This is a genomic window from Neisseria sp. HMSC70E02 (genome assembly GCF_001838645.1).
Taxonomy (GTDB): domain Bacteria; phylum Pseudomonadota; class Gammaproteobacteria; order Burkholderiales; family Neisseriaceae; genus Neisseria; species Neisseria macacae.
Genome location: NZ_KV838048.1, coordinates 1 through 24716 on the forward strand (window position 1 = coordinate 1; position 24716 = coordinate 24716).

Sequence of the window (24716 nt, forward strand, 5' to 3'; positions counted from 1 at the left end):
GACCCGGTGATGAAAAGGCCGTCCGAATCCAGTCAGGAGTCGGACGGCCTTTGTGTCGGGAGGGTAAGGCTGCCATGCCTGTCCCGTTTCATTCGGCCGTCAGATCAGGATGCATTGAGAGACCTATGTGGAAAGGTCGGCGGATTCGCATTTGAAATGCAACTTTCCATAACAGAAAAAGGCCAGTATGCGGTAGCATACGGCCTTTCCTGCAAGAAAGATTGCCATGAGCTACACACAACTGACCCAAGACGAACGATACCATATCCAATACCTGTCCCGCCACTGCACCATCGCCGAAATCGCCAAACAGCTCAACCGCCACAAAAGCACCATCAGCCGAGAAATCAAGCGGTACTGCATCCAAGGACAGCAATACAGCGCCGATAAAGCCCAACGGCAAAGCCGGCTTACCAAACAGCATCAGCGAAAACCCTATAAGCTCGATTCGCAGCTCATTCAGCACATCGACACCCTTATCCGCCGCAAACTCAGTCCCGAACAAGTATGCGCCTACCTGCATAAACACCACGGGATCACACTCCATCACAGCACCATTTACCGCTACCTCCGCCAAGACAAAAGCAACGGCGGCACTTTGTGGCAACACCTTAGAATATGCAGCAAACCCGCCGACGCGGGAATGACGGTTCATAATGCTGATTAAAAACCAAGCCGCCCGTAGCGTGGGTTCTATCCACGAATAAACAGAGATGATTGGATTCGGATGTTTGAGTGGAAGGTCGTGGGCGAAGCCTACGCTACGGGTTCGGTTTGTCCCAAGTCTGTGCCTATTTGACGGAAAGGTCGTCTGAAAACCGGAATACTTAGTTTTCAGACGACCTTTTTGCAGAGAGAGCTTTACGGATAAGACCTCTGCGCCGTCAGAATGAACAGGGATAATTGGATTCGGATGTTTGGTGAAAGGTCGTGGGCAAAGCCTATGCTACGGGTTGGTTTATCCTAAATCTGTGTTCACGTGCTGAGCAGGCTTTGGGCGAGGAAGCCGCCTTTTTCTACACCGGGGAGGATGAAGAAATAGCCGCCGCCGAAGGGGCTGATGTATTCTTCCAGCGGTTCGCCGTTGAGCAGGTTTTGGACGAAGATGAAGCCGTCGGCGAGGTTGGCTTGGTAGCAGATGAAAATCAGGCCGACGTCAAGCTGGCCGTTGGCGGCGAGGCCGCGGGAGTAGTTGAAGGCGCGGCGGTAGAGCAGGTGTTTTTTCATGAACTCGGGGTCGCGCGGGTTGGCGAGCCTCATGTGGCTGTCTTTGGGGGTGGTTTTGCCGTCGGGGTCTTTGGCGAAGTCGGCGGTGTCGCTCTCTTTTTTGCCGTCCATGGGGGCGCCGCTGTATTTGCGGCGGCCGAAGATTTCGGTTTGTTCCTGCAAGGGGGTTCTGTCCCAGAATTCGACGAAGTGGCGGATGAGGCGGACGGCTTGGTAGCTGCCGTTTTTCGCCCAGGCGGGTTCGTCTTGGCTGTTGGCGGCGATGCCTGTCCAGAGGACTTGGTCGGCAATTTTGGGATCGGATACGTCGGGATTGCCGGAGCCGTCGCGGAAGCCTAAGAGGTTGCGGGCGGCGATGGCGCCGGGTTCGGCTTTGGGCAGCCAGCCGTCTATGCTCCAGCGGATGACGGCGGTTTGGGCGGTGTTTTTGATGATGTCGCGCAGGGCGGCTTGGCAGGTTTCGGGGGTGAAGGCGCAGATTTGGAGGCTGAGGTCGCCGTCGCACCATGATTTTTGGAGGCGGTCGTTGGGGAAGTCGCGCATTTCTTGGAGGTGGCGGGGTTTTTTGTCTTTGAGTCCGAAGCGCTCGTCAAAGAGGCTGCTGCCGACGCCGACGGTGATGGTGAGGCCGTCGGGACGGAATGTTTTGCCGAGCAGGCCGCTGCCTGCGGGGGGGAGTTTTTCGTCGCCGTCTTGGTATTCGCCGCCTTGGGTGAGGAATTCGATGCGGGCGGTGAGGGTGCGGAAGAGGTTTTCGAGTTGTTTGGGGTCTTTGGCGGTTACGTCGAAGGCGCACATGATGCCGAAGAGTTGGTGCGGGGTGGTGATGCCGGCTTGGTGCGTGCCGTAGCAGGGGTAGGCTTGCGGGGAGTGTTCGTTGAGACGGGTCTCGGCGGCGGTTTCGCCTTGTTGTTTACCGGCGAACCAGCCTGCCGCGCCGGCTGCGCCTGCGGCAAGGACGGTTTTGAACAGGGTGCGTTTGGTCGGTTGGGTGGGTTGTGAGTTGTCTTGGCTCATGGTTTGTCCTGAATGTAGCTCGGATTCTTGAATCCGACGTTTGGCATGACGGCAAGGTGTGTCGCGGTTTGTGCTTTGTCGGATACAAGTATCCGACCAACAGGGCTGACGGTAGGGTTAGGTTGGGTGGTTAAACCTGACAAAACGTTGGAATGAAGAGGTTTTGTTGGGTCTCGACCCAACCTACGATTGCTTTGTCGGATACAAGTATCCGACCTACACGGCTTTTGGGGTTCGTGGGCAAAGCCCACGCTACGTCTGCGATTGCCGCGCGGGCATAACTGCTGTCAGCGATAAGTTTTCAGACGACCCCTTGTATCCTCAAAAGGTCGTCTGAAACGGGCGGGTCAAGTTTATTTGAGACCCAGTGTGCCGCGCAGTTGGCTCAGGTCTTCGGCAAGGGCGTTAATCGGTGCCTGAAGAGTTTTGCGGTCTTCGTCGCTGAGTTTGTCGTAAGTTTCAAAGCCGTCTTTGGTTTTGTATTTGGCGAGGATGTCGGTCACTTGTTTGAAGTTGGCATCGACTTTCTCGAGCAGGGCTTTGTTTTTCTCGGCAATCATCGGACGGAAGAGTTCGACGATTTTTTGCGCGCCTTCGATGTTGGCTTGGAAGTCGCTCAAGTCGGTGTGGCTGTAACGGTCTTCTTCGCCGCTGATTTTGCTACCGGCAACTTCTTCAATCAACACTGCCGCGCCGCCGACGACTTTGTTCGGCGGGAAGGAGAGGGCGTCGATTTCTTTTTGCAGGGCTTCAACGTCTTTCATGAGTTTGTTGGCAATGTCTTTCACGCCGGATACGTCTTTTTTGACCCACAGGGCGTGTTCGATGCGGTGGAAGCCGGTGAAGGCCGCGTCTTCGGTTTTGTCTTTGAAGTCGTCTTCACGCGCGTCGATGGCGGGGTCGAGTTCGTTGAAGAGTTCGGCAATCGGCTCGATGCGTTCGTAGTGGGTGCGGGTGGCGGCAAACAGGGATTTGGCTTTTTCGATGTCACCCGCTTTGACGGCGTCAGTGAAGGCTTTGGTTTTGGCAACCAGCTCTTTGGCTTCGCCTTGGACGTAAACTTTATAGTCGGCAAGCGGTTTGGCGAGTTTTTCCAAATCGGCTTCGTTGCCGGTGTCTTTAAAGCCGCTGTCGGTTACTACCAATTTGCCGCGCGGGTTGGTCAAAAGGCCGCAGGTCATTTCGTATTCGCCCGGCAGCAGGGTAACGGTCATTTTGTCGGAAAGTCCGGGGGCGATGTTTTCGCGTTCATCGACCACCATCACGCCTTTGAGGATTTCCCATTCGAGCTTGCGGCCGCTGTTGTTTTTGATGTTGAACACGACTTGTCCGCTCGGTACGGTCAGTTCCATCGGTTCGCAGGCGGTGTCGTTCACGGCGACGTTGACGGAGCCGCCGGCATTCGCGCTTGATGCACCCGATGCACCTGACGCGGCAGGCGCAGATTTTTCCGCTTCGGGCGGCTGACACGCGGTCAGACCCAAAGCCAGCATCACGGATAAAGCAGTTATATTGAGTTTTTTCATTTCAAACCTCTTTGGCATGTTGATAAGAATGGGATACGGAATTTTTAAGCACCACTAATGGCTTTCAGACGACCTCTGCACCGCGGCGGGCCTGCTGCCGTGCAAAAACCAAATCATGACGGGAACCAAATACAGCAGCCACGCCAGCACCTCGCCCTGCGTCGGGTGGTCGGTATAGCCGAAGAAGCCGCCGAGCAGCACGCCCAGCGGACTGTCTTCATGCAGGTATTTGGAAGAATCAAACACCACCTCTTGCAGGTGGTTCCACACGCCCGCCTCATGCAGCGCGCGCAGCGAACCGGCCACCAAGCCGGCGGCCACCACAATCAAAAACGCGCCCGTCCAGCGGAAAAACTTCGCCAGATTCAGACGCATACCGCCCTGATAAATCAGCGCGCCGATGACCACTGCGGCCAGCAGCCCCAATACCGCGCCGACGGGCATAGACCAAGTCGGACTCTGCTGAAACACCGCCAAGAGGAAAAACACACTCTCCAGCCCCTCGCGCGCCACAGCCAGAAACGCCATACCGACCAAAGCCCAGCCTTGACCGTTACCGCGGTTTAAGGCTGTCTGAACCGAATCCTGAAGCTGCTGCTTCATCGAACGGGCGGCTTTTTTCATCCATAAAATCATATAAGTCAGCATCGCCACCGCCACCAAACCGATAACGCCGACCACAAATTCCTGCTCCTTCTGAGGAATCTCGCCCGTTGCCGAATGGATGCCGTATCCGATGCCCAAACACATCAGCGCAGCCAAAGCCACGCCCAGCCACACCTTAGGCATCAGCCGCGAATGTCCCGACTGTTTCAAAAAACCGGCGACGATGCCGACGATTAAAGCCGCCTCGATGCCCTCGCGCAACATAATCAAAAAAGCAATCAACATATATAAAACAAACCTTAAAACTTAATATCCATATGAGGGCCAAAACCAGCCCATTTTGCCTTCACTGCATTCGAATTTACATGCAGCAAATGTTCATGAAGCCTGTCGAAACCTTCATGACCGAACCACAGGCTTCCCTTCGGACAACGTGATAAACAAATACGCCCCGCGTTCCGCAATACAAAAGCTTGCGGCTGAAAAACTTGTTACGGCTAAAACAAATGAGCGTGTCACCGTCCAACACCCTATCGGGCGCGATAGCGCGGTGTAAGGCAAAAAAGAAGAAAGAGAAGAAAAGGGCTATCGGTATCAGCATGACGGATATGACAAACCTCTCTAAAAAATTCAGACGACCCCAGTTAGACAGGGCAGTAGAAATTTTGTTTGAAAATATCGGGTTTGAAATACTGTCTGATACGCCAAAAATATCTATCGGATATCTGATTCCGCCGTCTCTTTATCCCAAGTCTGACAAAGTACCGCCATCTGCCTGTCTTAAAAGTAAGAGTTTATAAACGGAGTCGCACAAATGCAAATAATTTTTATTATTTCATCAGTAAACCATTATTTAAACAAGTCAAAAGGCAGCATCAGAATTTACCGCAAAACAAAGCGAATCAACGTCAAACGCTTTCCCGGAAACGCTGTTTGTCCGTATGTATGGGAATATTGGAACACCAATAAGCTAAACAAAAAGGTCGTCTGAAAATCCGAATATCGAGGTTTCAGACGACCTTCCCTTCATGTCGATTACCATTCCATCCACCTGATTAAAGAAATGATGCCGAGCATGATGACGACCGTTATCGAAATCCAGAAAATCGGAGGACGGCTGTCGGATTCGGCGGGTTTGACGGGTTTTACCCAGCCTTTTTTGTAGAGAAGGATGGTGAGAAGCATCATCAAGATGCCTAGAAGCAAAAGTATTTGGAAATTATTCATTCACTTTGAAGCCCTTTATAGTGGATTAAATTTAAATCAGGACAAGGCGCCGAAGCCGCAGACAGTACAGATAGTACGGCACCGATTCACTTGGTGCTTCAGCACCTTAGAGAATCGTTTTCTTTGAGCTAAGGCGAGGTAACGCCGTACTGGTTTAAAGTTAATCCACTATAATGTTTATGGCGGACAGTTCGCATAATTGGACTGCTTTACTTCTTAAGGTAGGGGCCGGGGTAAAAAGTTCGTCATAATTATTAATTTGATAAATCAAGCGCCTATCCCGAGTCTTCCAAATGAGGAGGTTTTTTATTGATCCTGTCTGCATTCGGCTGAGACGGTGGCCTTATTCTGCGTACCCGTCCGATGGGAGGCGGAAGGAAGCATTCCTGATGTCAATTTATGGCAAAAGGTCGTCTGAAAACCTAGATATCGGTTTTCAGACGACCTTTTGATGTCGGCGTAAAACGGCTTACTTGAATTTGTAAGTGTATTGCAGGCCGATGATGTCGGCGTGGTTTTTGAAGTGTGCGCTGGATGCGCCTTTGCTGTCCACATCGCTGCCGGTGGCGCGGGCAGTGTGGTAGCGGGTGTCGTTGATGTGGATGTGGCTGTAAGCGGCATCGAGGACGTGGTTTTTGCCGATATGGTATTTCGCGCCAAGCGAGAACCAGATGCGGTTGCCGTCGGGCAGGCTGTTCATGCGGTAGCCGGCGTTTTTGACGGGCGAGCGGTCAAAGGCGATGCCTGCGCGCAGTTGCAGCGGGTCGGTCACTTGGTAAGAACCGCCGAGCGCGACTTTGTAAGTGTTGCGCCAGTTGGGGGTGATGACGGTGCGGTCGGATTTGCCGTTGACGACGTTTTTGGTGTTTTCAAAAACCAGTTCCGCTTTGTTAAAGCGGCTGTGACGCGTCCAAGTCACATCGCTGAACAGGTTGAATTTGTCGGTGGCTTTGTACATGCCGTGAACGGACAAGGATTCGGGCGTGACGATTTTGACACTTGCTTTTTCATGCGGAACGTAACCGCGGGCGGCAAGCGCGCCCAAATCCCATGCGCGGCGGGCGTATGCGCCGTCGGCTTCCCATTCTGCCGAGCCTTTGAGGGTGTGGGTTACTTTGGAGCGGTAGTTCACGCCGACCCGTGCGCGGTCGTTGATGTCCCACATCCAAGCGAGTTGATAGCCGAAGCCCCAGTCGTGGCCTTTTACTTCGGCGTGTCCGTCAGATTTGCCTTGCGCACTGACGGAGACAGGGCGGCCAGCGGCGCGTGAGGCAAGGCCGCTGGCGAGTTGGCTGATAGAGCCGGAGGCATCCCAGTCGGAATATTTGCGCAATTCGGCTTTGGAATATTGGGCGATCAGGCCTGCGCCGAAAGCATGGTTTTCATTGGCTTTCCAAGCGACGACCGGTTCGATGTCGATGCTGGTGAGGCTGAGTTTGTTGATGTTGTGGCGCAGTACGGAATCTTTTTCGTATTCGGTGGCAGAACCGAAGGGGACGTACAAGCCCAAGCCCAAAGTTACGTCGTCATTGACTTTGTATGCGCCGTAGAGGTGTGGGGCGACGGTGGTTTTGGTGATTTTGCCGCTTTTCGAGCCTGAAACATCGCCACCTTGATAGTATTTTGCGGAATCGGCTTCGTAGTGGATGCTGGGGATGACGATGTTGGCGTTGACGGAAACTTGGCTACTGTCGAGTTTGGACAGGCCGGCAGGGTTGTAGAAGATGGTCGATGCGTCGGCGGCTTCCGCGCCGGAAGAGTTGGCAGTGCCTTGCGCGTTGACCGACTGCGTACCGAAATGGTAGCCCGAAGCATGGACGGCGCCGGAGAAGAAGACGGCGCTGAGTAAGATTACGGTTTGTTTGATGGGTGAGTGTGTCATTTTCTTGTACCTGCGTGTAAATAATAAAGAGGTCGTCTGAAACAAACGCCTCCGTGTCTGGAGCGGGCTGACGGTTTGGAATCGGCATGTTGAATTGAAACGATGGTCTTTGAAGCGAAAATCCTGCAAGCTGCTTTTGCGCGAATTTTGAGGCTGAAGGACGGCAGTTTTCAATCAAAATACGGTTGTTTCCTAACGGTCATTCCGTTTGATTAGTGTAGGTACTCGATTCTATACCACGTTATCGCGTTTGCCTAATATTTTTGGACGCTTTCGGAAAAACTTGTGTGTTGCGTAGATAGGAGAGGGCGGGACTGTGGTAAAGATGTCATTGCGGGGTTTATTGATGACTTGGTTCCCTCTATTAGAGCTTTATGCACGAATACCCTGATAAACAAAAATAAATTTGCCATCTTTTTTATGAAAACTACCTTCTAGGGTTAGGTCAGTTTCCTTGTTATCTGCATATAAACAGCATTCGATTCCTATAACTTCTTCTGTACCATTCATTTCATATGTTTCAAATATTGCCCTATTATCATTTCGTGCGGTCAATGCTATTGCTTTGGGAGGTAATGATAATTTTTTAGCTAAAAGATTTTCATCATCCAGTTCTTCCAAAATTTCCTCATACACACCTTTGTTAATCTGAAATTTGATTTCGAGTTGTTTAAAATCTCTCTGATTAAATAAATTTAGAAATTCTTCTATAAGGTCAAAAAAATTATCTTTCATTTGATCTTTGGGCATATTCATTTCTTGCTTATTGAAAGTTGATTGGTTGAAGTTCTTATATTGGTCCTCAAGCCCGTTAGATATTTTCCAGCTTCCAAAGCAGCACACTTTTCTGTCTTTGCGTCTAGACTTGGGGTTCTTAAAAAATTATAGGCTCCTAGTGTTTCAGTGCTCAAAAATCTTGCTTCAAAAGAAAACGAAAGGTCGTCTGAAAACCCGTTTCCAAGTTTTCAGACGACCTCTTGTTTATCTGTCGTTTGCGTGTCGATTATTTAACGCGCAACACTTCCAGCGTATTGGTCGAACCGGATTCGCGCATTTGCGAACCGCTGGTGATGATGTATTGGTCGCCGGAGCTTAAGATTTTATGTTCGACCAACATGGCTTCCACTTCGTTCAGCGCGGTATCGTGGTCGGTGCTGGTCGCCAGAATCATCGGGCGCACGCCGCGGTACATCGCCATACGGCGTTGGGCGGAAATGCTCGGGGTCAGAGCGAAAATCGGCAAGGTGATGTTGTGGCGGCTGACTTCGAAGGCGGTCGAACCGCTTTCAGTCAGGGCGACGATGGCTTTGGCGTGAACCGCGCGCGCCACGCTGACCGCGCCGCCGGCAATCGCCAAGTTGGTGCTGACGGCTTCGGGATAATCGACCTGTTCGGCAACGCCGTTGAGCGAATCTTGTTCTTTTTCCGCAGCCGCGCAAATAATCGCCATTTGGCTGACGGTTTCAAACGGATACGCGCCGACGGCGGTTTCGGCGGAACACATCACCGCATCGGTGCCGTCCAATACTGCGTTTGCCACGTCGCTGACTTCCGCGCGGGTCGGTACGGGGTTGGTGATCATGGATTCCATCATTTGGGTTGCCGTAATGCTGAAGCGGCGCAATTCGCGTGCGCGGCGGATCATGCGTTTTTGCAGGGCGGGGACAGCTGCGTGTCCGACTTCGACCGCCAAGTCGCCGCGCGCCACCATGATACCGTCGCTGGCGAGGATGATTTCGTCCAAGTTTTCAATCGCTTCCACACGTTCGATTTTGGAAACCAAGCCGGGGCGAACCGCAGTGCTGCCTTTCATTTCTTCTTCGACTTTGGCGCGGGCAGTGTGCAAATCTTCGGCGGATTTTACAAAGCTGATGGCGAGGTAGTCGCAACCGATGGCAATCGCGGTTTTCAGGTCGCGGAAGTCTTTCTCGGTCAACGCGCCTGCGGACAAACCGCCGCCGCGTTTATTGATGCCTTTGTTGCTTTTCAACACATGGTTGTTTTCAACTTTAGTAACAATCTTACTGCCTTCAACGGATTCCACAGTCAAAGTCAGCAAACCGTCGTCCAACCACAAAACATCGCCCGCAACGACATCATTAGGCAGGTCGCGGTAGTCCAAACCGACTGCATCGCGAGTGCCTTCGCCTTCGAGTGCGGAATCAAGAACCAGCGTTTCGCCTTTGTTCAATTCGATGCTGCCGCCGGCGATTTTGCCGACACGGATTTTCGGACCTTGCAAGTCGGCGAGGATGGCGATTTCCTGTCCCGCGCGTTTTGCTGCTTCACGCACGATGCGGGCGTTTTCCTGATGGAATTCAGGCGTGCCGTGGCTGAAGTTGAAACGGACGACATTCAGACCGCCTACACGGATCATGTCTTCCAACAACTGAACATTGTTGCTGCCCGGCCCCAACGTGGCGACGATTTTGGTGTTGTGGCTGATGCGGGTTACATCGCGTTTTGCATTACTCATGTGAAGCGTCCTTTCGGTCAATCCGTTGATAAATGGCATACGGCTTTGTTAGAAAATTACAAAATAGCATCCCAACGTCGTCTGAAACTGTAAATCTAAAACTTATGTCGAGACATCCAAGCCGTAAATCATGATGCAAATTAATATTTTGGGATTTTACTCCCAAAGTTAAATGATTGGTGGAAAATTACAGGATTTTATGACTTAGGCTAAATTTAATTTTACATACGTTTGGGGCGGCAATCCGCTACAATACCGTCTGCCACTTTTCAGACGACCCTTCTTAAATGGATGTATATAGTGTGAATAGGTCGTCTGAAACCACATTAGTTTCCATCCGTATCTTCTTCATCATTATCAGACACAACCATGCTAAGACGAATGCTCACTTCTTTGCCTATAGGTATTATGCTTGCCGATATGGTTTATGGTTTCGTTTTAAATATCGTTCAAGGACTTAACCTTCAGCAGCAAGCGGCTCCTGCTTCAGACGGCGGACTGGCGGTAACGCCCGACATCGCGTTCAACAGCCTGCAAATCGTTGCAAACGGCGGCATGGTTATCATCATCGGGTTCGGATTGATTGTCTTGTTACAGCTAAACCGTACAGTGCTAAAACGTCAGATTTTGCCTATCGGTATTTTCCGGACGCTCGGACTGATTGCTGTGTTGGCTTTCAGTGTGCCTTCATTGTGGGAATGGTTTAATGCTGCATTAACTCTGTCGGCAGGAGGAAACATCCTCAATACCGGCAACCCGCGTTATTTGGTTTCCGCTTTATGTATGCCCTTGATTGCCTTTTTATGTTTGGTGCGGTTGTTTGGTTGGTATAAATTGCACACGCGCCAGCCCGAGCAAAACCCACCGACGGAGTTGCAGAAATAGCATTCTCGGTATAAAACGTATCCGAGTAGCGTAAAATAACCATATATCGAGAAGAGGTCGTCTGAAATTTTGTTGTAGATGAAATTTCAGACGACCTTTTATATCGTTGAACAACAATTAAGACTGTCAAAATTCAGAACAGGATAGCGATGGATTGGGTAAACCTCAAATCTGTCGGATAGCGGTAAATAACCTGCGGCAAACCTAAGATTTTTCTTGAAAACTTCTTTATTGTCGTGGTATAGTGCAGGGCTTGGTACAAATGTGCCAAGTTTTATCATTGTCCGAAGGCAGGCCAATCGTAGCCCGCCCCTTTACTTTAAAAGGAAAATAATCATGACTTTAGGTCTGGTTGGACGCAAAGTTGGTATGACCCGCGTGTTCGACGAACAGGGTGTTTCTGTTCCGGTAACCGTTTTGGATATGTCTGCCAACCGCGTTACACAAGTAAAATCCAAAGATACTGACGGCTATACTGCCGTTCAAGTTACCTTTGGTCAGAAAAAAGCTAACCGTGTCAACAAAGCCGAAGCCGGGCACTTTGCAAAAGCAGGTGTTGAAGCCGGTCGCGGTTTGATCGAGTTTGCTTTGACTGAAGAAAAACTGGCTGAATTGAAAGCCGGTGACGAAATCACCGTTTCTATGTTTGAAGTCGGTCAACTGGTCGATGTAACCGGTACCTCTAAAGGTAAAGGTTTCTCCGGTACGATCAAACGTCATAACTTCGGTGCCCAACGTACTTCCCACGGTAACTCCCGTTCTCACCGTGTTCCAGGTTCTATCGGTATGGCGCAAGACCCAGGTCGCGTGTTCCCCGGTAAACGCATGGCCGGTCAATACGGTAACACTAAAGCAACTGTCCAAAAACTGGAAGTTGTCCGTGTTGATGCAGAACGCCAACTGCTGTTGGTTAAGGGTGCTGTTCCGGGTGCGGTCAACAGCGATGTTGTAGTTCGTCCTAGCGTGAAAGTAGGTGCGTAATGGAATTGAAAGTAATTGACGCTAAAGGACAAGTTTCAGGCAGTCTGTCTGTTTCTGATGCTTTGTTCGCTCGCGAATACAATGAAGCGTTGGTTCATCAGCTGGTAAATGCCTACTTGGCAAACGCCCGCTCTGGTAACCGTGCTCAAAAAACCCGTGCCGAAGTAAAACACTCAACCAAAAAACCATGGCGTCAAAAAGGTACCGGCCGTGCCCGTTCCGGTATGACTTCTTCTCCGCTGTGGCGTAAAGGTGGTCGTGCGTTCCCGAACAAACCCGACGAAAACTTCACTCAAAAAGTAAACCGTAAAATGTACCGTGCCGGTATGGCGACTATCCTGTCCCAATTGGCCCGTGACGAACGTTTGTTTGCTATCGAAGCGTTGACTGCTGAAACTCCTAAAACCAAAGTTTTTGCTGAACAAGTGAAAAATCTAGGTCTGGAGCAAGTGCTGTTTGTAACCAAACAGCTCGATGAGAATGTTTACTTGGCTTCACGCAACTTGCCGAATGTGTTGGTTTTGGAAGCTCAACAAGTTGATCCTTACAGCTTGCTGCGTTACAAAAAAGTAATCATCACTAAAGATGCGGTTGCACAATTAGAGGAGCAATGGGTATGAATCAACAACGTTTGACTCAAGTGATTTTGGCACCTATCGTTTCTGAAAAAAGCAACGTATTGGCTGAAAAACGCAACCAAATGACGTTTAAAGTTTTGGCAAATGCAACCAAACCTGAAATCAAAGCTGCTGTTGAGCTGCTGTTCGGTGTTCAAGTTGCTTCTGTAACTACCGTTACTACTAAAGGTAAAACTAAGCGTTTTGGTCGTACTTTGGGCCGCCGCAGCGATGTTAAAAAAGCTTATGTAAGCTTGGCTGCCGGTCAAGAGTTGGATTTGGAAGCCGCTGCTGCAGCTGCAGATAAGGAATAAACAAAATGGCAATCGTTAAAATGAAGCCAACTTCTGCAGGCCGTCGCGGCATGGTTCGCGTGGTAACAGAAGGTTTGCACAAAGGTGCGCCTTATGCACCTTTGCTCGAAAAGAAAAATTCTACTGCCGGTCGTAACAATAATGGTCATATCACCACCCGTCACAAAGGCGGCGGTCATAAACACCATTACCGTGTTGTAGACTTTAAACGTAACAAAGACGGTATCCCTGCAAAAGTAGAGCGTATTGAATACGATCCTAACCGTACTGCCTTCATTGCACTGTTGTGCTATGCAGACGGTGAGCGTCGCTACATCATCGCTCCTCGCGGTATTCAAGCCGGTGCTGTATTGGTTTCCGGTGCTGAAGCTGCCATCAAAGTAGGTAACACTCTGCCGATCCGCAACATCCCCGTTGGTACGACTATCCACTGTATCGAAATGAAACCTGGTAAAGGTGCACAAATTGCACGTTCTGCCGGTGCTTCTGCGGTATTGTTGGCTAAAGAAGGTGCATACGCTCAAGTCCGTCTGCGCTCTGGCGAAGTTCGCAAAATCAACGTAGATTGCCGTGCAACCATCGGTGAAGTCGGTAACGAAGAGCAAAGCCTGAAAAAAATCGGTAAAGCCGGTGCCAATCGTTGGCGCGGTATTCGTCCGACCGTTCGTGGTGTTGTCATGAACCCTGTCGATCACCCGCATGGTGGTGGTGAAGGTCGTACCGGTGAAGCTCGCGAACCGGTTAGCCCATGGGGTACTCCTGCTAAAGGCTACCGCACTCGTAATAACAAACGCACGGATAACATGATTGTTCGTCGTCGTTACTCAAATAAAGGTTAATTAGTATGGCTCGTTCATTGAAAAAAGGCCCATATGTAGACCTGCATTTGCTGAAAAAAGTAGATGCTGCTCGTGCAAGCAACGACAAGCGCCCGATTAAAACTTGGTCTCGTCGTTCTACCATTCTGCCTGATTTTATCGGTCTGACCATTGCTGTACACAACGGCCGCACCCATGTGCCCGTGTTTATCAGTGATAACATGGTTGGTCATAAATTAGGTGAATTCTCATTGACCCGTACCTTTAAAGGCCACTTGGCTGATAAAAAGGCTAAAAAGAAATAAGGTGAATCATGAGAGTAAATGCACAACATAAAAATGCCCGTATTTCAGCTCAAAAAGCTCGTTTGGTGGCTGATTTGATTCGCGGTAAAGACGTTGCCCAAGCTTTGAATATTTTGACTTTCAGTCCTAAAAAAGGTGCTGAGTTGATTAAAAAAGTATTGGAATCAGCTATTGCTAATGCCGAGCACAATAACGGTGCCGACATTGATGAGTTGAAAGTGGTAACTATCTTTGTTGACAAAGGTCCAAGCTTGAAACGTTTCCAAGCTCGCGCCAAAGGTCGCGGTAACCGCATTGAAAAACAAACTTGTCATATCAATGTGACAGTGGGCAACTAAGGAAAAGCTATGGGACAAAAGATTAACCCTACAGGCTTTCGCCTGGCGGTAACTAAAGACTGGGCTTCAAAATGGTTTGCTAAAAGCACCGACTTTTCTGCTGTTTTGAAACAAGACATTGATGTTCGTAACTACCTGCGTAAAAAATTGGCGAATGCTTCTGTTGGTCGCGTAGTTATTGAACGTCCTGCAAAATCTGCACGCATTACCATCCACTCTGCCCGTCCGGGCGTAGTAATTGGTAAAAAAGGTGAGGATATCGAAGTTCTGAAACGTGATTTGCAAGCCTTGATGGGCGTGCCTGTTCATGTGAATATCGAAGAAATCCGTAAACCTGAATTGGATGCACAAATTATTGCTGATGGTATTGCTCAGCAATTGGAAAAACGCGTTCAATTCCGCCGTGCTATGAAACGCGCTATGCAAAATGCTATGCGTTCAGGAGCAAAAGGTATCAAGATTATGACCTCAGGTCGTCTGAATGGTGCGGATATTGCTCGTAGCGAATGGTATCGTGAAGGTCGAGTACCTCTGCATACTTTGCGTGCAAACGTAGATTATGCAACTAGCGAAGCTCATACTACTTATGGCGTGCTGGGTTTGAAAGTTTGGGTCTATACTGAAGGTAATGTAAAGACTTCAGCTAAACCTGAGCATGAAAAGAAACAAAGAAAGGCAGGTGGACGTAATGCTGCAGCCAACTAGACTGAAATACCGCAAGCAACAAAAAGGTCGCAATACTGGTATTGCTACCCGCGGTAACAAAGTAAGTTTCGGTGAGTTCGGTTTGAAAGCCGTTGGTCGCGGTCGTTTGACTGCCCGCCAAATCGAAGCTGCTCGTCGTACAATGACTCGCCACATTAAACGTGGTGGTCGTATTTGGATTCGTGTATTCCCTGATAAACCAATTACTGAAAAACCTATTCAAGTTCGTATGGGTGGCGGTAAAGGTAACGTGGAATATTACATTGCCGAAATCAAACCAGGCAAAGTGTTGTATGAAATGGACGGTGTTCCAGAGGCTTTGGCTCGTGAAGCATTTGAATTAGCTGCTGCCAAATTGCCTATTCCTACGACCTTTGTAGTAAGACAGGTAGGTCAATAATGAAAGCAAATGAATTGAAAGACAAATCTATTGAGCAATTAAATGCAGATTTGTTGGACTTGTTGAAAGCTCAGTTTGGCTTACGTATGCAAAACGCAACTGGTCAATTGGGTAAGCCAAGCGAATTAAAACGTGTACGTCGCGATATTGCTCGTATTAAAACCATTTTAACTGAAAAAGGTGCTAAGTAATGAGCGAAAATAAAAATGTTCGTACTTTGCAAGGCAAAGTGGTAAGCGACAAAATGGACAAAACTGTGACAGTATTGGTTGAACGTAAAGTAAAACATCCTCTGTACGGTAAAATTATCCGTTTATCAACTAAAATCCATGCCCATGATGAAAATAATCAATATGGAATTGGCGATGTTGTAGTAATTGCGGAATCTCGTCCACTGTCAAAAACCAAATCTTGGGTTGTTAAAGAACTGGTTGAGAAAGCGCGTACTGTTTAAAATTTAAGACAGTTAGCTTTAATAAGAAACGAAGTGTTGCGCCAAAGTGAATTTGCGTGTAAACTTCGTTTCTTATCTTTCAGTTTCTTCTGGAAGTTTCTTCCCTTCGGGATCCAAGACTGGTTTACTAGAACCGTGATGGTTTCATTTAGTTAGCTCAATTGAAACAAGTGGGCGAGTTATATGAAAATGGTAAATTAAGTTGGTTAATTTAAAGGTACTAATATGATTCAAATGCAGACCATCTTAGATGTGGCTGATAACTCTGGTGCGCGTCGTGTGATGTGCATCAAAGTGTTGGGCGGATCTAAGCGTCGCTACGCTTCTGTTGGCGATATTATTAAAGTCGCAGTTAAAGATGCGGCCCCGCGTGGTCGTGTTAAAAAAGGTGATGTATACAATGCAGTTGTTGTTCGTACTGCTAAAGGTGTGCGTCGTCCTGATGGTGCGTTGATTAAATTCGATAACAATGCCGCTGTGTTGTTAAACAATAAACTTGAACCTCTGGGTACCCGTATTTTTGGTCCGGTAACCCGCGAGTTGCGTACTGAGCGATTTATGAAAATCGTTTCATTGGCGCCTGAAGTGTTATAAGGAATAGCGCGATGAATAAAATCATTAAAGGTGACCAAGTTGTTGTGATCACTGGTAAGGATAAAGGTAAGCAAGGTCAAGTAGTTCGCGTATTGGGTAGTAAAGTCGTTGTTGAAGGTATTAACGTTGTAAAACGCCACCAAAAACCTAATCCGATGCGTGGTATTGAGGGTGGTATTGTTGCTAAAGAAATGCCGTTGGATATTTCTAATGTTGCAATCCTGAATCCGGAAACTAATAAAGCAGACCGTGTTGGTATTAAACTGATTGAGAATGAAGGCAAAATTAAGCGCGTTCGTTTCTTCAAATCAAATGGCTCTGTTATTGGAGCATAAGGAGATAACATGGCTCGTTTGAGAGAGTTTTATAAAGATACAGTTGTTCCTGAACTGATTAAACAATTTGGTTACAAGTCAGTAATGGAAGTTCCTCGTATTGAAAAAATTACTTTAAATATGGGTGTCGGAGAAGCTGTTGCTGATAAAAAAGTTATGGAGCACGCGGTATCTGACTTAGAGAAAATTGCTGGTCAAAAACCAGTCGTTACTGTTGCTCGTAAATCTATCGCAGGTTTTAAGATTCGCGATAATTATCCTGTCGGTTGCAAAGTAACATTGCGCCGTGATCAAATGTTTGAATTCTTGGATCGTTTGATTACTATTGCATTACCTCGTGTACGTGACTTCCGTGGTGTAAGTGGCAAATCATTTGATGGTCGTGGTAATTATAACATGGGTGTTCGCGAGCAAATCATTTTCCCGGAAATTGAATACGATAAAATTGATGCTTTGCGTGGTTTGAATATTACTATTACAACTACTGCAAAAACTGATGAGGAAGCTAAAGCTTTATTGTCACTGTTCAAGTTTCCGTTTAAAGGATAATCATGGCTAAGAAAGCACTTATTAATCGTGAACTGAAACGTCAAGCTCTGGCGAAAAAGTTTGCAGCCAAACGTGAGGCAATTTTTGCTGTTATTAATGATGCGAATGCAACTGAAGAGGAGCGTTTCGAAGCTCGTCTGAAATTCCAATCCATTCCGCGTAATGCAGCTCCTGTACGTCAACGCCGTCGTTGTGCTTTGACAGGTCGTCCTCGTGGTACTTTCCGTAAATTCGGTTTGGGTCGTATTAAAATCCGTGAAATCGCTATGCGTGGCGAGATTCCCGGTGTTGTTAAAGCTAGCTGGTAATAGGAGTATTAATAATGAGTATGCATGATCCTATTTCCGATATGTTGACTCGTATTCGTAATGCGCAGCGTGCCAATAAGGTAGCAGTTGCCATGCCTTCCTCTAAATTAAAGTGTGCAATTGCAAAAGTCTTGAAAGAAGAAGGTTATATCGAGGATTTTTCGGTTTCTGCTGATGCGAAGCCGGTATTGGAAATTCAATTGAAATATTATGCAGGCCGTCCTGTGATTGAGCAAATTAAACGTGTTTCACGTCCAGGTTTGCGTATTTACAAAGCTTCTAGCGAAATTCCTAATGTTATGAATGGATTGGGTATCGCTATTGTTAGTACTTCTAAAGGTGTGATGACTGACCGCAAGGCTCGCTCTGAGGGCGTCGGTGGTGAGTTGTTGTGCATCGTAGCCTAGTGGAGAAAAGTAAATGTCACGTGTCGCAAAAAACCCAGTGACTGTTCCTGCTGGTGTAGAAGTAAAATTTGGAACAGAAGCATTGGTTATCAAGGGTAAGAATGGCGAGTTGGTCTTTCCTTTGCATTCTGATGTCGCCATTGAATTAAACGATGGTAAATTAACTTTTGCTGCAAAAAATGACAGTAAGCAGGCAAATGCTATGTCAGGTACTGCTCGTGCATTAGTTAACAATATGGTTAAAGGTGTTTCAGAAGGTTTTGAGAAAAAACTACAATTGATTGGTGTGGGTTACCGTGCTCAAGCTCAAGGCAAAGTTTTGAATTTGTCTTTGGGTTTTTCTCATCCAATCGTATATGAAATGCCTGAAGGTGTTTCTGTTCAAACTCCTAGCCAAACAGAGATCGTTTTGACTGGTGCAGATAAACAAGTAGTTGGTCAAGTCGCTGCTGAAATTCGTGCATTCCGTTCTCCTGAGCCTTATAAAGGTAAGGGTGTTCGTTATGTAGGTGAAGTGGTAGTGATGAAAGAAGCCAAGAAAAAATAATTGAGGTTCACTAATGGATAAACATACAACCCGACTCCGTCGTGCACGCAAAACCCGTGCACGTATTGCGGACTTGAAAATGGTAAGATTATGTGTGTTCCGTAGCAATAATCATATTTATGCTCAAGTAATTAGTGCTGAAGGTGATAAAGTATTGGCTCAAGCCTCTACATTGGAAGCTGAAGTGCGTGGTAGTCTGAAATCTGGTGGCAACGTCGAGGCAGCTGCAGTAGTAGGAAAGCGCATTGCTGAGAAAGCTAAAGCAGTAGGCGTAGAAAAAGTTGCTTTTGATCGTTCAGGTTTCCAATATCACGGTCGTGTGAGAGCTTTGGCTGAAGCCGCACGTGAAAATGGTTTAAGCTTCTAATAATTGGAGACTTTCAGATGGCAAAACATGAAATTGAAGAACGTGGTGACGGCCTGATTGAAAAAATGGTCGCAGTTAATCGCGTAACTAAAGTAGTTAAAGGTGGTCGTATCATGGCTTTCTCTGCGCTAACTGTTGTTGGTGATGGGGATGGTCGTATTGGCATGGGTAAAGGTAAGTCAAAAGAAGTGCCGGTAGCTGTTCAAAAAGCAATGGATCAGGCTCGTCGCTCTATGATTAAAGTACCTCTAAAAAATGGTACGATTCATCATGAGGTTATTGGACGTCATGGCGCTACTAAAGTCTTTATGCAACCCGCTAAAGAAGGTAGTGGTGTAAAGGCAGGTGGTCCTATGCGCTTAGTTTTTGATGCTATGGGTATTCATAACATTTCTGCTAAAGTGCATGGTTCTACAAACCCTTATAACATTGTACGAGCTACATTAGACGGCTTGTCTAAGTTATATACACCTGCTGATATCGCTGCTAAACGTGGCCTAACAGTGGAAGACATTTTGGGAGCAAACCATGACTGAGCAAAAAAAGATTAAAGTTACATTGGTGAAGAGCCTGATTGGTACAATTGAATCTCATCGTGCATGTGCTCGTGGTTTAGGTTTGCGCCATCGTGAGCATACAGTAGAGGTTTTAGATACCCCTGAAAACCGTGGTATGATTAACAAAATCAGCTACTTGTTGAAAGTGGAGTCTTGATATGTTTCTAAATTCTATTCAACCTGCTGAGGGGGCTACTCACGCTCGTCGTCGTGTAGGTCGTGGTATTGGTAGTGGTTTAGGTAAAACTGGTGGCCGTGGTCATAAAGGTCAAAAAAGCCGTTCTGGTGGTTTTCATAAAGTAGGTTTCGAAGGCGGTCAAATGCCTTTGCAACGTCGCCTGCCAAAACGTGGTTTCAAATCTTTGACTGCTGCTGCTAATGCTGAGATTCGTTTGAGTGAATTGAACTTGCTCGCTGTGAATGAGATTGATGTATTAGTTCTCAAGCAAGCCGGGTTGGTTCCTACAACTGTTTCCAATGTGAAAGTTATTGCCTCTGGTGTGCTTTCAAAAGCTGTTGTCCTGAGGGGCATTAAAGCCACTAAAGGGGCTAAAGCAGCAATTGAAGCTGCTGGTGGTATAGTGGAAGAATAAGGCTTGCATTATAGTGGCTAATCAACAATCTTTATCAGGCTTGTCCAAATTTGGAGATCTGAAAAAACGTCTAACGTTTCTTTTAGGGGCGTTAATTGTTTTTCGTATTGGTGCCCATATCCCTGTACCTGGCGTAGATGCTGTTGCTTTAGCTAAATTATACGAAAGCGCTGGGAACGGCATACTAGGCATGTTGAACATGTTTTCTGGTGGTTCGTTAGAGCGCTTTAGTATATTCGCAATTGGCATAATGCCATATATTTCAGCATCAATAATTGTTCAGTTGGCCTCTGAAATTATTCCTTCTTTAAAGGCATTAAAAAAGGAAGGGGAGGCAGGTCGAAAAGTTATTACAAAATATACAAGATACGGTACAGTGCTATTAGCCATCTTACAGAGTTTTGGTGTAGCTACCTTTGTATTCCAGCAAGGTGTGGTTGTCACTAATTCTTTGGAGTTCCATATTTCTACGGTAGTGAGCTTAGTCACAGGTACAATGTTCCTGATGTGGTTAGGTGAGCAGATTACGGAGCGCGGAATTGGGAATGGCATTTCCTTGATTATTACTGCTGGTATCGCTGCCGGTATTCCTTCCGGTATAGCAAGATTATTAGCTTTAACGAGTCAAGGATCAATTGGTATGCCTACGGCTGTGTCAATCGTTATTGGTGCATTGTTATTAATTTATATTGTTGTATATTTTGAAAGTGCACAGCGTAAAGTTCCCGTGCATTATGCGAAACGCCAAGTTGGTAGTGGTGTAATGCAAGGTTCTAATACACATATGCCCTTTAAGTTGAATATGGCAGGCGTCATTCCTCCTATTTTTGCGTCAAGTATTATTTTGTTTCCATCCACTTTGTTAAGCTGGTTTGGTTCTAATGATACCGGTAGTTTGTTGCATAAAATTGCTGGTTTGCTTCAGCATGGGCAAGCTTTATATATTTTGTTATTTACAGTGACAATTATTTTCTTCTGCTATTTTTATACAGCCTTGGTTTTTAGTCCAAAAGAAATGGCAGAGAATTTGAAGAAAAGCGGTGCTTTTGTGCCGGGAATTCGACCTGGTAAGCAAACTTCTCAGTATCTGGAGCAGGTTGTATTACGCCTCACTTTGTTTGGTGCATTATATATTACAACTATTTGTTTAATTCCAGAATTTTTGACAACAGCTTTGAATGTTCCTTTTTATTTGGGTGGTACATCTTTACTGATTTTAGTCGTGGTGACAATGGACTTTAGTACCCAAATTAACTCTTACCGCATGACTCAGCAATATGAGAGTTTAATGAGCGGTCTTGATATGAAATCTTTATCACGTAAGTAGAATTATGGCTAAAGAAGATACCATACAAATGCAGGGGGAGATTCTTGAAACTCTACCTAACGCAACTTTTAAAGTAAAGCTTGAGAATGACCATATTGTATTAGGTCATATTTCCGGGAAAATGCGTATGCACTATATCCGGATCTCTCCTGGGGATAAGGTGACGGTAGAACTGACACCTTATGATTTAACTCGAGCTCGGATTGTCTTCCGAGCTAGATAAAACGATATAAGGAAAGATAATGCGTGTACAACCGTCTGTAAAGAAAATTTGCCGCAACTGTAAGATTATCCGTCGTAATCGAGTGGTTCGTGTAATTTGTACTGATCCTCGTCACAAACAGCGTCAAGGTTAAGGGAACTTTTCTTTTAGCAAGACTTTGTGGTATAGTGACGAACTTTGCCGTTTAAAGGAAAAAATATGGCTCGTATTGCAGGGGTAAATATCCCTAATAATGCACATATCGTAATTGGCTTGCAGGCTATTTATGGTATCGGTGCTACTCGTGCTAAATTAATTTGCGAGGCAGCAAATATTGCTCCCACTACAAAAGCAAAAGATTTGGACGAGGCTCAATTAGACGCTTTGCGTGAACAAGTTGCCAAGTATGAAGTGGAAGGCGATTTGCGCCGTGAGGTAACGATGAGCATCAAACGATTGATGGACATGGGTTGTTACCGTGGTTTCCGTCATCGTCGAGGTTTGCCTTGTCGTGGTCAACGCACTCGCACAAACGCTCGTACCCGCAAAGGTCCGCGTAAAGCGATTGCTGGTAAAAAATAATTTTTAAGGAATTTTATTAATGGCTAAAGCAAACACAGCTTCGCGTGTACGTAAAAAAGTACGTAAAACCGTAAGCGAAGGTATTGTGCATGTACATGCTTCTTTCAACAATACCATCATTACAATCACTGACCGTCAAGGCAATGCATTGTCTTGGGCTACCTCTGGCGGCGCTGGTTTTAAAGGTTCTCGTAAAAGTACACCGTTTGCAGCTCAAGTGGCTGCAGAAGCAGCTGGTAAAGTTGCCCAAGAATATGGCGTTAAAAATTTAGAAGTTCGTATAAAAGGCCCTGGTCCCGGTCGAGAGTCTTCTGTACGTGCACTCAACGCTCTTGGTTTTAAAATTACCAGTATTACCGACGTTACTCCGTTGCCTCATAACGGTTGCCGTCCGCCTAAAAAACGTCGTATTTAAAGGAGTGATTGAAACATGGCACGTTATATTGGCCCTAAATGTAAATTAGCACGCCGTGAAGGTACTGATTTATTTTTGAAGAGCGCTCGTCGTTCTTTGGATTCTAAATGTAAACTGGACTCCGCTCCTGGTCAGCACGGCGCAAAAAAACCGCGTTTGTCCGACTATGGTTTGCAATTACGTGAGAAGCAAAAGATTCGTCGTATTTATGGCGTATTGGAACGTCAATTCCGTCGCTATTTTGCAGAAGCAGATCGACGTAAAGGCTCTACTGGTGAATTGCTGCTGCAATTGTTAGAGTCTCGTTTGGATAATGTAGTATATCGCATGGGATTTGGCTCGACTCGTGCTGAGGCGCGTCAGCTGGTTTCTCATAAAGCAATTACCGTTAACGGTCAGGTTGTAAATATTCCTTCTTTCCAAGTTAAAGCTGGTGATGTTGTAGCTGTTCGTGAGAAAGCTAAAAAACAGGTTCGTATCCAGGAAGCTTTAAGTCTGGCAACTCAAATCGGTTTACCAAGCTGGGTTTCTGTTGATGCAGACAAATTGGAAGGCGTATTTAAAAATATGCCGGATCGTTCAGAATTAACTGGCGATATTAATGAACAGCTGGTGGTAGAATTCTACTCTAAATAACGCTAGCTCAGTGAGGGACAGTTAAATGCAAAATAGCACAACCGAATTTTTGAAACCTCGTCAAATTGATGTCGATACTTTATCTACAACTCGTGCAAAAGTATCCATGCAGCCGTTTGAGCGCGGTTTTGGTCATACTTTAGGTAATGCTTTGCGTCGTATCTTACTGTCATCCATGAATGGTTTTGCTCCTACTGAAGTGGCCATTTCCGGTGTATTGCACGAATACTCTACTGTTGATGGCGTTCAAGAAGATGTCGTCGATATTTTGTTGAATGTCAAAGGTATTGTATTTAAGCTGCATGGGCGTGGCCAAGTTCAGTTAACTTTGAAAAAGTCAGGGGCCGGTACAGTAGTTGCCGGTGACATTGAATTGCCACATGATGTGGAAATTTTAAATCCTGAGCATATTATTTGTCATTTGGCCGAGAATGGTCAAATTGAGATGGAAATCAAAGTTGAGCAGGGGCGTGGCTATCAATCTGTTTCCGGTCGTCGTGTTGTGCGCGATGAAAACCGCCAGATTGGTGCAATTCAGTTGGATGCGAGCTTTTCGCCCATCAGTCGTGTTAGCTTTGAAGTTGAACCTGCACGCGTAGAGCAGCGTACGGATTTAGATAAATTGGTTTTGGATATTGAAACTGATGGTTCTATTGATCCTGAAGAAGCTGTACGTAGTGCCGCTCGTATTTTAATTGATCAAATGTCTATCTTTGCTGATTTGCAAGGTACTCCAGTAGAAGAAGTTGAAGAAAAAGCTCCTCCTATTGACCCTATCCTGCTGCGTCCGGTAGATGATTTGGAATTAACGGTACGTTCAGCTAATTGTCTGAAAGCTGAAGATATTTATTATATCGGCGATTTGATTCAACGTACTGAAACAGAGCTTCTTAAAACTCCGAATTTGGGTCGTAAATCTTTGAATGAAATCAAAGAAGTGTTGGCATCTAAAGGCTTGACACTAGGTTCCAAATTGGAAGCTTGGCCGCCTGTAGGCTTAGAAAAGCCGTAAGTTTGAAGATTAAAGGATAATGACATGCGTCATCGTAATGGTAACCGCAAATTAAACCGTACAAGCAGCCATCGCGCTGCAATGCTGCGTAATATGGCGAACTCATTGTTGACTCACGAGACTATTGTGACAACTTTGCCTAAAGCTAAAGAATTGCGCCGCGTAGTAGAACCCTTGATTACATTGGGTAAAAAACCTTCCTTGGCAAACCGTCGTTTGGCATTTGACCGCACTCGTGATCGTGATGTTGTAGTTAAATTGTTTGATGAGTTAGGTCCACGTTTTGCTGCCCGTAATGGCGGTTATATTCGTGTACTGAAATATGGTTTCCGCAAAGGCGACAATGCACCTTTGGCATTGATTGAATTAGTAGACAAAGCAGCAGAAGCTGCCGAGTAATCTAATACACCATAATAAAACACCATTTGTTTTCTCAAATGGTGTTTTGTTATATGCAAGCTACCTTTTGAGTATTTTATAGTAAATTAAAAACAAAATAGTACAATA

At 46.5% G+C, this 24716-nt stretch carries 37 protein-coding genes and 2 pseudogenes; 32 read left to right on the top strand and 7 right to left on the bottom strand.

Annotated features, from left to right (window positions below; translation table 11 throughout):
- Window positions 1-226 precede the first annotated feature (226 nt).
- A pseudogene (locus HMPREF3277_RS00195) lies at window positions 227-631 on the top strand (helix-turn-helix domain-containing protein); the annotation flags it as partial.
- A gap of 344 nt (window positions 632-975) precedes the next feature.
- Here the strand turns inward: HMPREF3277_RS00195 and efeB are convergent.
- The 3 genes from efeB to efeU form a co-directional block, all read right to left on the bottom strand.
- A complete protein-coding gene (gene efeB / locus HMPREF3277_RS00200) occupies window positions 976-2244 on the bottom strand; it encodes an iron uptake transporter deferrochelatase/peroxidase subunit (protein ID WP_070869701.1) in 1269 nt (422 codons plus the stop codon).
- Between the two features lie 353 nt (window positions 2245-2597).
- Window positions 2598-3770, bottom strand: coding sequence for an iron uptake system protein EfeO (gene efeO, locus HMPREF3277_RS00205; RefSeq protein ID WP_070869702.1), 1173 nt, complete (start codon window positions 3768-3770; stop codon window positions 2598-2600).
- A gap of 54 nt (window positions 3771-3824) precedes the next feature.
- Complete coding sequence (gene efeU / locus HMPREF3277_RS00210) at window positions 3825-4661, bottom strand: iron uptake transporter permease EfeU (protein ID WP_003775827.1); 837 nt, start codon at window positions 4659-4661, stop codon at window positions 3825-3827.
- 221 nt (window positions 4662-4882) lie between these two features.
- Between efeU and HMPREF3277_RS00215 the strand changes: the two genes are divergently transcribed.
- Window positions 4883-5176, top strand: coding sequence for a hypothetical protein (locus HMPREF3277_RS00215; protein ID WP_070869703.1), 294 nt, complete (start codon window positions 4883-4885; stop codon window positions 5174-5176).
- Window positions 5177-5411: 235 nt separating this feature from the next.
- On the opposite strand, the gene HMPREF3277_RS00220 is transcribed toward HMPREF3277_RS00215, so the two are convergent.
- Window positions 5412-5564, bottom strand: a complete 153-nt coding sequence (locus tag HMPREF3277_RS00220) for an ABC transporter permease (RefSeq protein WP_246830728.1) — start codon at window positions 5562-5564, stop codon at window positions 5412-5414.
- Window positions 5565-5619: 55 nt separating this feature from the next.
- On the opposite strand from HMPREF3277_RS00220, the pseudogene HMPREF3277_RS15085 reads away from it, so the two are divergent.
- Window positions 5620-5682: pseudogene (locus HMPREF3277_RS15085) on the top strand (transposase); the annotation flags it as partial.
- Between the two features lie 390 nt (window positions 5683-6072).
- Here HMPREF3277_RS15085 and HMPREF3277_RS00225 read toward each other — a convergent pair.
- The 3 genes from HMPREF3277_RS00225 to pyk form a co-directional block, all read right to left on the bottom strand.
- Window positions 6073-7485: an OmpP1/FadL family transporter gene (locus HMPREF3277_RS00225; protein WP_070869705.1), complete on the bottom strand. Its 1413-nt coding sequence runs from the start codon at window positions 7483-7485 to the stop codon at window positions 6073-6075.
- Window positions 7486-7857: 372 nt separating this feature from the next.
- On the bottom strand, window positions 7858-8235 hold the full coding sequence (locus tag HMPREF3277_RS00230) for a hypothetical protein (RefSeq protein WP_232203849.1): 378 nt from the start codon (window positions 8233-8235) through the stop codon (window positions 7858-7860).
- 253 nt (window positions 8236-8488) lie between these two features.
- Complete coding sequence (pyk, locus tag HMPREF3277_RS00235; RefSeq protein ID WP_070869706.1) at window positions 8489-9961, bottom strand: pyruvate kinase; 1473 nt, start codon at window positions 9959-9961, stop codon at window positions 8489-8491.
- Between the two features lie 381 nt (window positions 9962-10342).
- Between pyk and HMPREF3277_RS00240 the strand changes: the two genes are divergently transcribed.
- The 29 genes from HMPREF3277_RS00240 (at window position 10343) to rplQ (ending at window position 24608) form a co-directional block, all read left to right on the top strand.
- A complete protein-coding gene (locus HMPREF3277_RS00240) occupies window positions 10343-10846 on the top strand; it encodes a hypothetical protein (RefSeq protein ID WP_003765304.1) in 504 nt (167 codons plus the stop codon).
- A gap of 336 nt (window positions 10847-11182) precedes the next feature.
- On the top strand, window positions 11183-11827 hold the full coding sequence (rplC, locus tag HMPREF3277_RS00245; RefSeq protein ID WP_002215400.1) for a 50S ribosomal protein L3: 645 nt from the start codon (window positions 11183-11185) through the stop codon (window positions 11825-11827).
- Window positions 11827-12447, top strand: a complete 621-nt coding sequence (gene rplD, locus HMPREF3277_RS00250) for a 50S ribosomal protein L4 (RefSeq protein WP_002218573.1) — start codon at window positions 11827-11829, stop codon at window positions 12445-12447. Before rplC ends, rplD begins: the two co-directional genes overlap by 1 nt.
- The gene (gene rplW / locus HMPREF3277_RS00255) at window positions 12444-12758 is read left to right on the top strand and encodes a 50S ribosomal protein L23 (RefSeq protein WP_002231529.1); all 315 of its coding nucleotides are present in this window, start codon (window positions 12444-12446) and stop codon (window positions 12756-12758) included. The genes rplD and rplW overlap by 4 nt, the downstream gene beginning before the upstream one ends.
- A gap of 5 nt (window positions 12759-12763) precedes the next feature.
- Window positions 12764-13597, top strand: a complete 834-nt coding sequence (rplB, locus tag HMPREF3277_RS00260; RefSeq protein ID WP_003742892.1) for a 50S ribosomal protein L2 — start codon at window positions 12764-12766, stop codon at window positions 13595-13597.
- Between the two features lie 5 nt (window positions 13598-13602).
- On the top strand, window positions 13603-13881 hold the full coding sequence (gene rpsS / locus HMPREF3277_RS00265) for a 30S ribosomal protein S19 (protein WP_002215422.1): 279 nt from the start codon (window positions 13603-13605) through the stop codon (window positions 13879-13881).
- An 8-nt stretch (window positions 13882-13889) separates the two neighbouring features.
- Window positions 13890-14219, top strand: coding sequence for a 50S ribosomal protein L22 (gene rplV, locus HMPREF3277_RS00270; RefSeq protein ID WP_003675877.1), 330 nt, complete (start codon window positions 13890-13892; stop codon window positions 14217-14219).
- Window positions 14220-14228: 9 nt separating this feature from the next.
- The gene (gene rpsC / locus HMPREF3277_RS00275) at window positions 14229-14924 is read left to right on the top strand and encodes a 30S ribosomal protein S3 (protein ID WP_003675878.1); all 696 of its coding nucleotides are present in this window, start codon (window positions 14229-14231) and stop codon (window positions 14922-14924) included.
- A complete protein-coding gene (gene rplP / locus HMPREF3277_RS00280; protein ID WP_003675880.1) occupies window positions 14908-15324 on the top strand; it encodes a 50S ribosomal protein L16 in 417 nt (138 codons plus the stop codon). Before rpsC ends, rplP begins: the two co-directional genes overlap by 17 nt.
- Window positions 15324-15515, top strand: coding sequence for a 50S ribosomal protein L29 (gene rpmC, locus HMPREF3277_RS00285; protein WP_003675882.1), 192 nt, complete (start codon window positions 15324-15326; stop codon window positions 15513-15515). Before rplP ends, rpmC begins: the two co-directional genes overlap by 1 nt.
- On the top strand, window positions 15515-15778 hold the full coding sequence (gene rpsQ, locus HMPREF3277_RS00290) for a 30S ribosomal protein S17 (RefSeq protein ID WP_003707145.1): 264 nt from the start codon (window positions 15515-15517) through the stop codon (window positions 15776-15778). The genes rpmC and rpsQ overlap by 1 nt, the downstream gene beginning before the upstream one ends.
- Before the next feature lie 225 nt (window positions 15779-16003).
- Window positions 16004-16372 (top strand): 50S ribosomal protein L14, encoded by a 369-nt coding sequence (rplN, locus tag HMPREF3277_RS00295; protein WP_002215434.1) that lies wholly within the window; start codon window positions 16004-16006, stop codon window positions 16370-16372.
- Between the two features lie 11 nt (window positions 16373-16383).
- A complete protein-coding gene (gene rplX, locus HMPREF3277_RS00300) occupies window positions 16384-16707 on the top strand; it encodes a 50S ribosomal protein L24 (protein WP_070774660.1) in 324 nt (107 codons plus the stop codon).
- Window positions 16708-16716: 9 nt separating this feature from the next.
- On the top strand, window positions 16717-17256 hold the full coding sequence (rplE, locus tag HMPREF3277_RS00305; RefSeq protein WP_003759725.1) for a 50S ribosomal protein L5: 540 nt from the start codon (window positions 16717-16719) through the stop codon (window positions 17254-17256).
- Window positions 17257-17258: 2 nt separating this feature from the next.
- Window positions 17259-17564: a 30S ribosomal protein S14 gene (gene rpsN, locus HMPREF3277_RS00310; protein WP_003684736.1), complete on the top strand. Its 306-nt coding sequence runs from the start codon at window positions 17259-17261 to the stop codon at window positions 17562-17564.
- Between the two features lie 14 nt (window positions 17565-17578).
- Window positions 17579-17971 carry a 30S ribosomal protein S8 gene (gene rpsH, locus HMPREF3277_RS00315; protein WP_003759723.1) on the top strand — a complete coding sequence of 131 codons (393 nt, stop codon included), beginning with the start codon at window positions 17579-17581 and terminating at the stop codon, window positions 17969-17971.
- A 13-nt stretch (window positions 17972-17984) separates the two neighbouring features.
- The gene (gene rplF / locus HMPREF3277_RS00320) at window positions 17985-18518 is read left to right on the top strand and encodes a 50S ribosomal protein L6 (RefSeq protein WP_049225351.1); all 534 of its coding nucleotides are present in this window, start codon (window positions 17985-17987) and stop codon (window positions 18516-18518) included.
- A gap of 13 nt (window positions 18519-18531) precedes the next feature.
- Complete coding sequence (gene rplR, locus HMPREF3277_RS00325) at window positions 18532-18885, top strand: 50S ribosomal protein L18 (RefSeq protein ID WP_003759720.1); 354 nt, start codon at window positions 18532-18534, stop codon at window positions 18883-18885.
- A gap of 17 nt (window positions 18886-18902) precedes the next feature.
- Window positions 18903-19421, top strand: coding sequence for a 30S ribosomal protein S5 (rpsE, locus tag HMPREF3277_RS00330; RefSeq protein WP_003684704.1), 519 nt, complete (start codon window positions 18903-18905; stop codon window positions 19419-19421).
- A complete protein-coding gene (gene rpmD, locus HMPREF3277_RS00335; protein ID WP_003759717.1) occupies window positions 19414-19599 on the top strand; it encodes a 50S ribosomal protein L30 in 186 nt (61 codons plus the stop codon). The genes rpsE and rpmD overlap by 8 nt, the downstream gene beginning before the upstream one ends.
- A 1-nt stretch (window position 19600) precedes the next feature.
- Window positions 19601-20035 (top strand): 50S ribosomal protein L15, encoded by a 435-nt coding sequence (rplO, locus tag HMPREF3277_RS00340; RefSeq protein WP_070869707.1) that lies wholly within the window; start codon window positions 19601-19603, stop codon window positions 20033-20035.
- A gap of 13 nt (window positions 20036-20048) precedes the next feature.
- Entirely contained in the window at window positions 20049-21362 is a 1314-nt protein-coding gene (secY, locus tag HMPREF3277_RS00345) for a preprotein translocase subunit SecY (RefSeq protein WP_049230002.1), read from the top strand.
- Between the two features lie 4 nt (window positions 21363-21366).
- Entirely contained in the window at window positions 21367-21585 is a 219-nt protein-coding gene (gene infA, locus HMPREF3277_RS00350) for a translation initiation factor IF-1 (protein ID WP_002215452.1), read from the top strand.
- A gap of 19 nt (window positions 21586-21604) precedes the next feature.
- Window positions 21605-21718 (top strand): 50S ribosomal protein L36, encoded by a 114-nt coding sequence (rpmJ, locus tag HMPREF3277_RS13205; RefSeq protein ID WP_003697674.1) that lies wholly within the window; start codon window positions 21605-21607, stop codon window positions 21716-21718.
- Between the two features lie 65 nt (window positions 21719-21783).
- Complete coding sequence (gene rpsM / locus HMPREF3277_RS00355) at window positions 21784-22146, top strand: 30S ribosomal protein S13 (RefSeq protein ID WP_003749295.1); 363 nt, start codon at window positions 21784-21786, stop codon at window positions 22144-22146.
- A 19-nt stretch (window positions 22147-22165) separates the two neighbouring features.
- The gene (gene rpsK, locus HMPREF3277_RS00360) at window positions 22166-22561 is read left to right on the top strand and encodes a 30S ribosomal protein S11 (RefSeq protein ID WP_002216249.1); all 396 of its coding nucleotides are present in this window, start codon (window positions 22166-22168) and stop codon (window positions 22559-22561) included.
- Between the two features lie 15 nt (window positions 22562-22576).
- A complete protein-coding gene (gene rpsD, locus HMPREF3277_RS00365) occupies window positions 22577-23197 on the top strand; it encodes a 30S ribosomal protein S4 (protein WP_003742907.1) in 621 nt (206 codons plus the stop codon).
- 25 nt (window positions 23198-23222) lie between these two features.
- Window positions 23223-24209 carry a DNA-directed RNA polymerase subunit alpha gene (gene rpoA / locus HMPREF3277_RS00370; protein WP_049229992.1) on the top strand — a complete coding sequence of 329 codons (987 nt, stop codon included), beginning with the start codon at window positions 23223-23225 and terminating at the stop codon, window positions 24207-24209.
- Between the two features lie 24 nt (window positions 24210-24233).
- Window positions 24234-24608 carry a 50S ribosomal protein L17 gene (gene rplQ / locus HMPREF3277_RS00375; RefSeq protein ID WP_036492091.1) on the top strand — a complete coding sequence of 125 codons (375 nt, stop codon included), beginning with the start codon at window positions 24234-24236 and terminating at the stop codon, window positions 24606-24608.
- Window positions 24609-24716: the final 108 nt, after the last annotated feature.

Excerpts from the sequence above, each read along its gene's own strand:
- rpsM (WP_003749295.1), top strand. The coding sequence starts at position 21,784 with ATGGCTCGTATTGCAGGGGTAAATATCCCTAATAATGCACATATCGTA.
- HMPREF3277_RS00230 (WP_232203849.1), bottom strand. The coding sequence starts at position 8,235 with ATGCCCAAAGATCAAATGAAAGATAATTTTTTTGACCTTATAGAAGAA.
- rpsN (WP_003684736.1), top strand. The coding sequence starts at position 17,259 with ATGGCTAAGAAAGCACTTATTAATCGTGAACTGAAACGTCAAGCTCTG.
- efeU (WP_003775827.1), bottom strand. The coding sequence starts at position 4,661 with ATGTTGATTGCTTTTTTGATTATGTTGCGCGAGGGCATCGAGGCGGCT.
- rpsE (WP_003684704.1), top strand. The coding sequence starts at position 18,903 with ATGGCAAAACATGAAATTGAAGAACGTGGTGACGGCCTGATTGAAAAA.
- rplC (WP_002215400.1), top strand. The coding sequence starts at position 11,183 with ATGACTTTAGGTCTGGTTGGACGCAAAGTTGGTATGACCCGCGTGTTC.
- rplX (WP_070774660.1), top strand. The coding sequence starts at position 16,384 with ATGAATAAAATCATTAAAGGTGACCAAGTTGTTGTGATCACTGGTAAG.
- rplV (WP_003675877.1), top strand. The coding sequence starts at position 13,890 with ATGAGAGTAAATGCACAACATAAAAATGCCCGTATTTCAGCTCAAAAA.
- rpsQ (WP_003707145.1), top strand. The coding sequence starts at position 15,515 with ATGAGCGAAAATAAAAATGTTCGTACTTTGCAAGGCAAAGTGGTAAGC.
- rplP (WP_003675880.1), top strand. The coding sequence starts at position 14,908 with ATGCTGCAGCCAACTAGACTGAAATACCGCAAGCAACAAAAAGGTCGC.
- rplN (WP_002215434.1), top strand. The coding sequence starts at position 16,004 with ATGATTCAAATGCAGACCATCTTAGATGTGGCTGATAACTCTGGTGCG.
- rplD (WP_002218573.1), top strand. The coding sequence starts at position 11,827 with ATGGAATTGAAAGTAATTGACGCTAAAGGACAAGTTTCAGGCAGTCTG.
- pyk (WP_070869706.1), bottom strand. The coding sequence starts at position 9,961 with ATGAGTAATGCAAAACGCGATGTAACCCGCATCAGCCACAACACCAAA.
- efeB (WP_070869701.1), bottom strand. The coding sequence starts at position 2,244 with ATGAGCCAAGACAACTCACAACCCACCCAACCGACCAAACGCACCCTG.
- rplO (WP_070869707.1), top strand. The coding sequence starts at position 19,601 with ATGTTTCTAAATTCTATTCAACCTGCTGAGGGGGCTACTCACGCTCGT.
- rplB (WP_003742892.1), top strand. The coding sequence starts at position 12,764 with ATGGCAATCGTTAAAATGAAGCCAACTTCTGCAGGCCGTCGCGGCATG.
- HMPREF3277_RS00240 (WP_003765304.1), top strand. The coding sequence starts at position 10,343 with ATGCTCACTTCTTTGCCTATAGGTATTATGCTTGCCGATATGGTTTAT.
- infA (WP_002215452.1), top strand. The coding sequence starts at position 21,367 with ATGGCTAAAGAAGATACCATACAAATGCAGGGGGAGATTCTTGAAACT.
- efeO (WP_070869702.1), bottom strand. The coding sequence starts at position 3,770 with ATGAAAAAACTCAATATAACTGCTTTATCCGTGATGCTGGCTTTGGGT.
- HMPREF3277_RS00225 (WP_070869705.1), bottom strand. The coding sequence starts at position 7,485 with ATGACACACTCACCCATCAAACAAACCGTAATCTTACTCAGCGCCGTC.
- rpsC (WP_003675878.1), top strand. The coding sequence starts at position 14,229 with ATGGGACAAAAGATTAACCCTACAGGCTTTCGCCTGGCGGTAACTAAA.
- HMPREF3277_RS00220 (WP_246830728.1), bottom strand. The coding sequence starts at position 5,564 with ATGATGCTTCTCACCATCCTTCTCTACAAAAAAGGCTGGGTAAAACCC.
- rplR (WP_003759720.1), top strand. The coding sequence starts at position 18,532 with ATGGATAAACATACAACCCGACTCCGTCGTGCACGCAAAACCCGTGCA.
- rpmD (WP_003759717.1), top strand. The coding sequence starts at position 19,414 with ATGACTGAGCAAAAAAAGATTAAAGTTACATTGGTGAAGAGCCTGATT.
- rpmJ (WP_003697674.1), top strand. The coding sequence starts at position 21,605 with ATGCGTGTACAACCGTCTGTAAAGAAAATTTGCCGCAACTGTAAGATT.
- rpoA (WP_049229992.1), top strand. The coding sequence starts at position 23,223 with ATGCAAAATAGCACAACCGAATTTTTGAAACCTCGTCAAATTGATGTC.
- rpsS (WP_002215422.1), top strand. The coding sequence starts at position 13,603 with ATGGCTCGTTCATTGAAAAAAGGCCCATATGTAGACCTGCATTTGCTG.
- rpsH (WP_003759723.1), top strand. The coding sequence starts at position 17,579 with ATGAGTATGCATGATCCTATTTCCGATATGTTGACTCGTATTCGTAAT.
- rplE (WP_003759725.1), top strand. The coding sequence starts at position 16,717 with ATGGCTCGTTTGAGAGAGTTTTATAAAGATACAGTTGTTCCTGAACTG.
- rplQ (WP_036492091.1), top strand. The coding sequence starts at position 24,234 with ATGCGTCATCGTAATGGTAACCGCAAATTAAACCGTACAAGCAGCCAT.
- rpmC (WP_003675882.1), top strand. The coding sequence starts at position 15,324 with ATGAAAGCAAATGAATTGAAAGACAAATCTATTGAGCAATTAAATGCA.
- rplF (WP_049225351.1), top strand. The coding sequence starts at position 17,985 with ATGTCACGTGTCGCAAAAAACCCAGTGACTGTTCCTGCTGGTGTAGAA.
- rplW (WP_002231529.1), top strand. The coding sequence starts at position 12,444 with ATGAATCAACAACGTTTGACTCAAGTGATTTTGGCACCTATCGTTTCT.
- HMPREF3277_RS00215 (WP_070869703.1), top strand. The coding sequence starts at position 4,883 with ATGAGCGTGTCACCGTCCAACACCCTATCGGGCGCGATAGCGCGGTGT.
- rpsK (WP_002216249.1), top strand. The coding sequence starts at position 22,166 with ATGGCTAAAGCAAACACAGCTTCGCGTGTACGTAAAAAAGTACGTAAA.
- rpsD (WP_003742907.1), top strand. The coding sequence starts at position 22,577 with ATGGCACGTTATATTGGCCCTAAATGTAAATTAGCACGCCGTGAAGGT.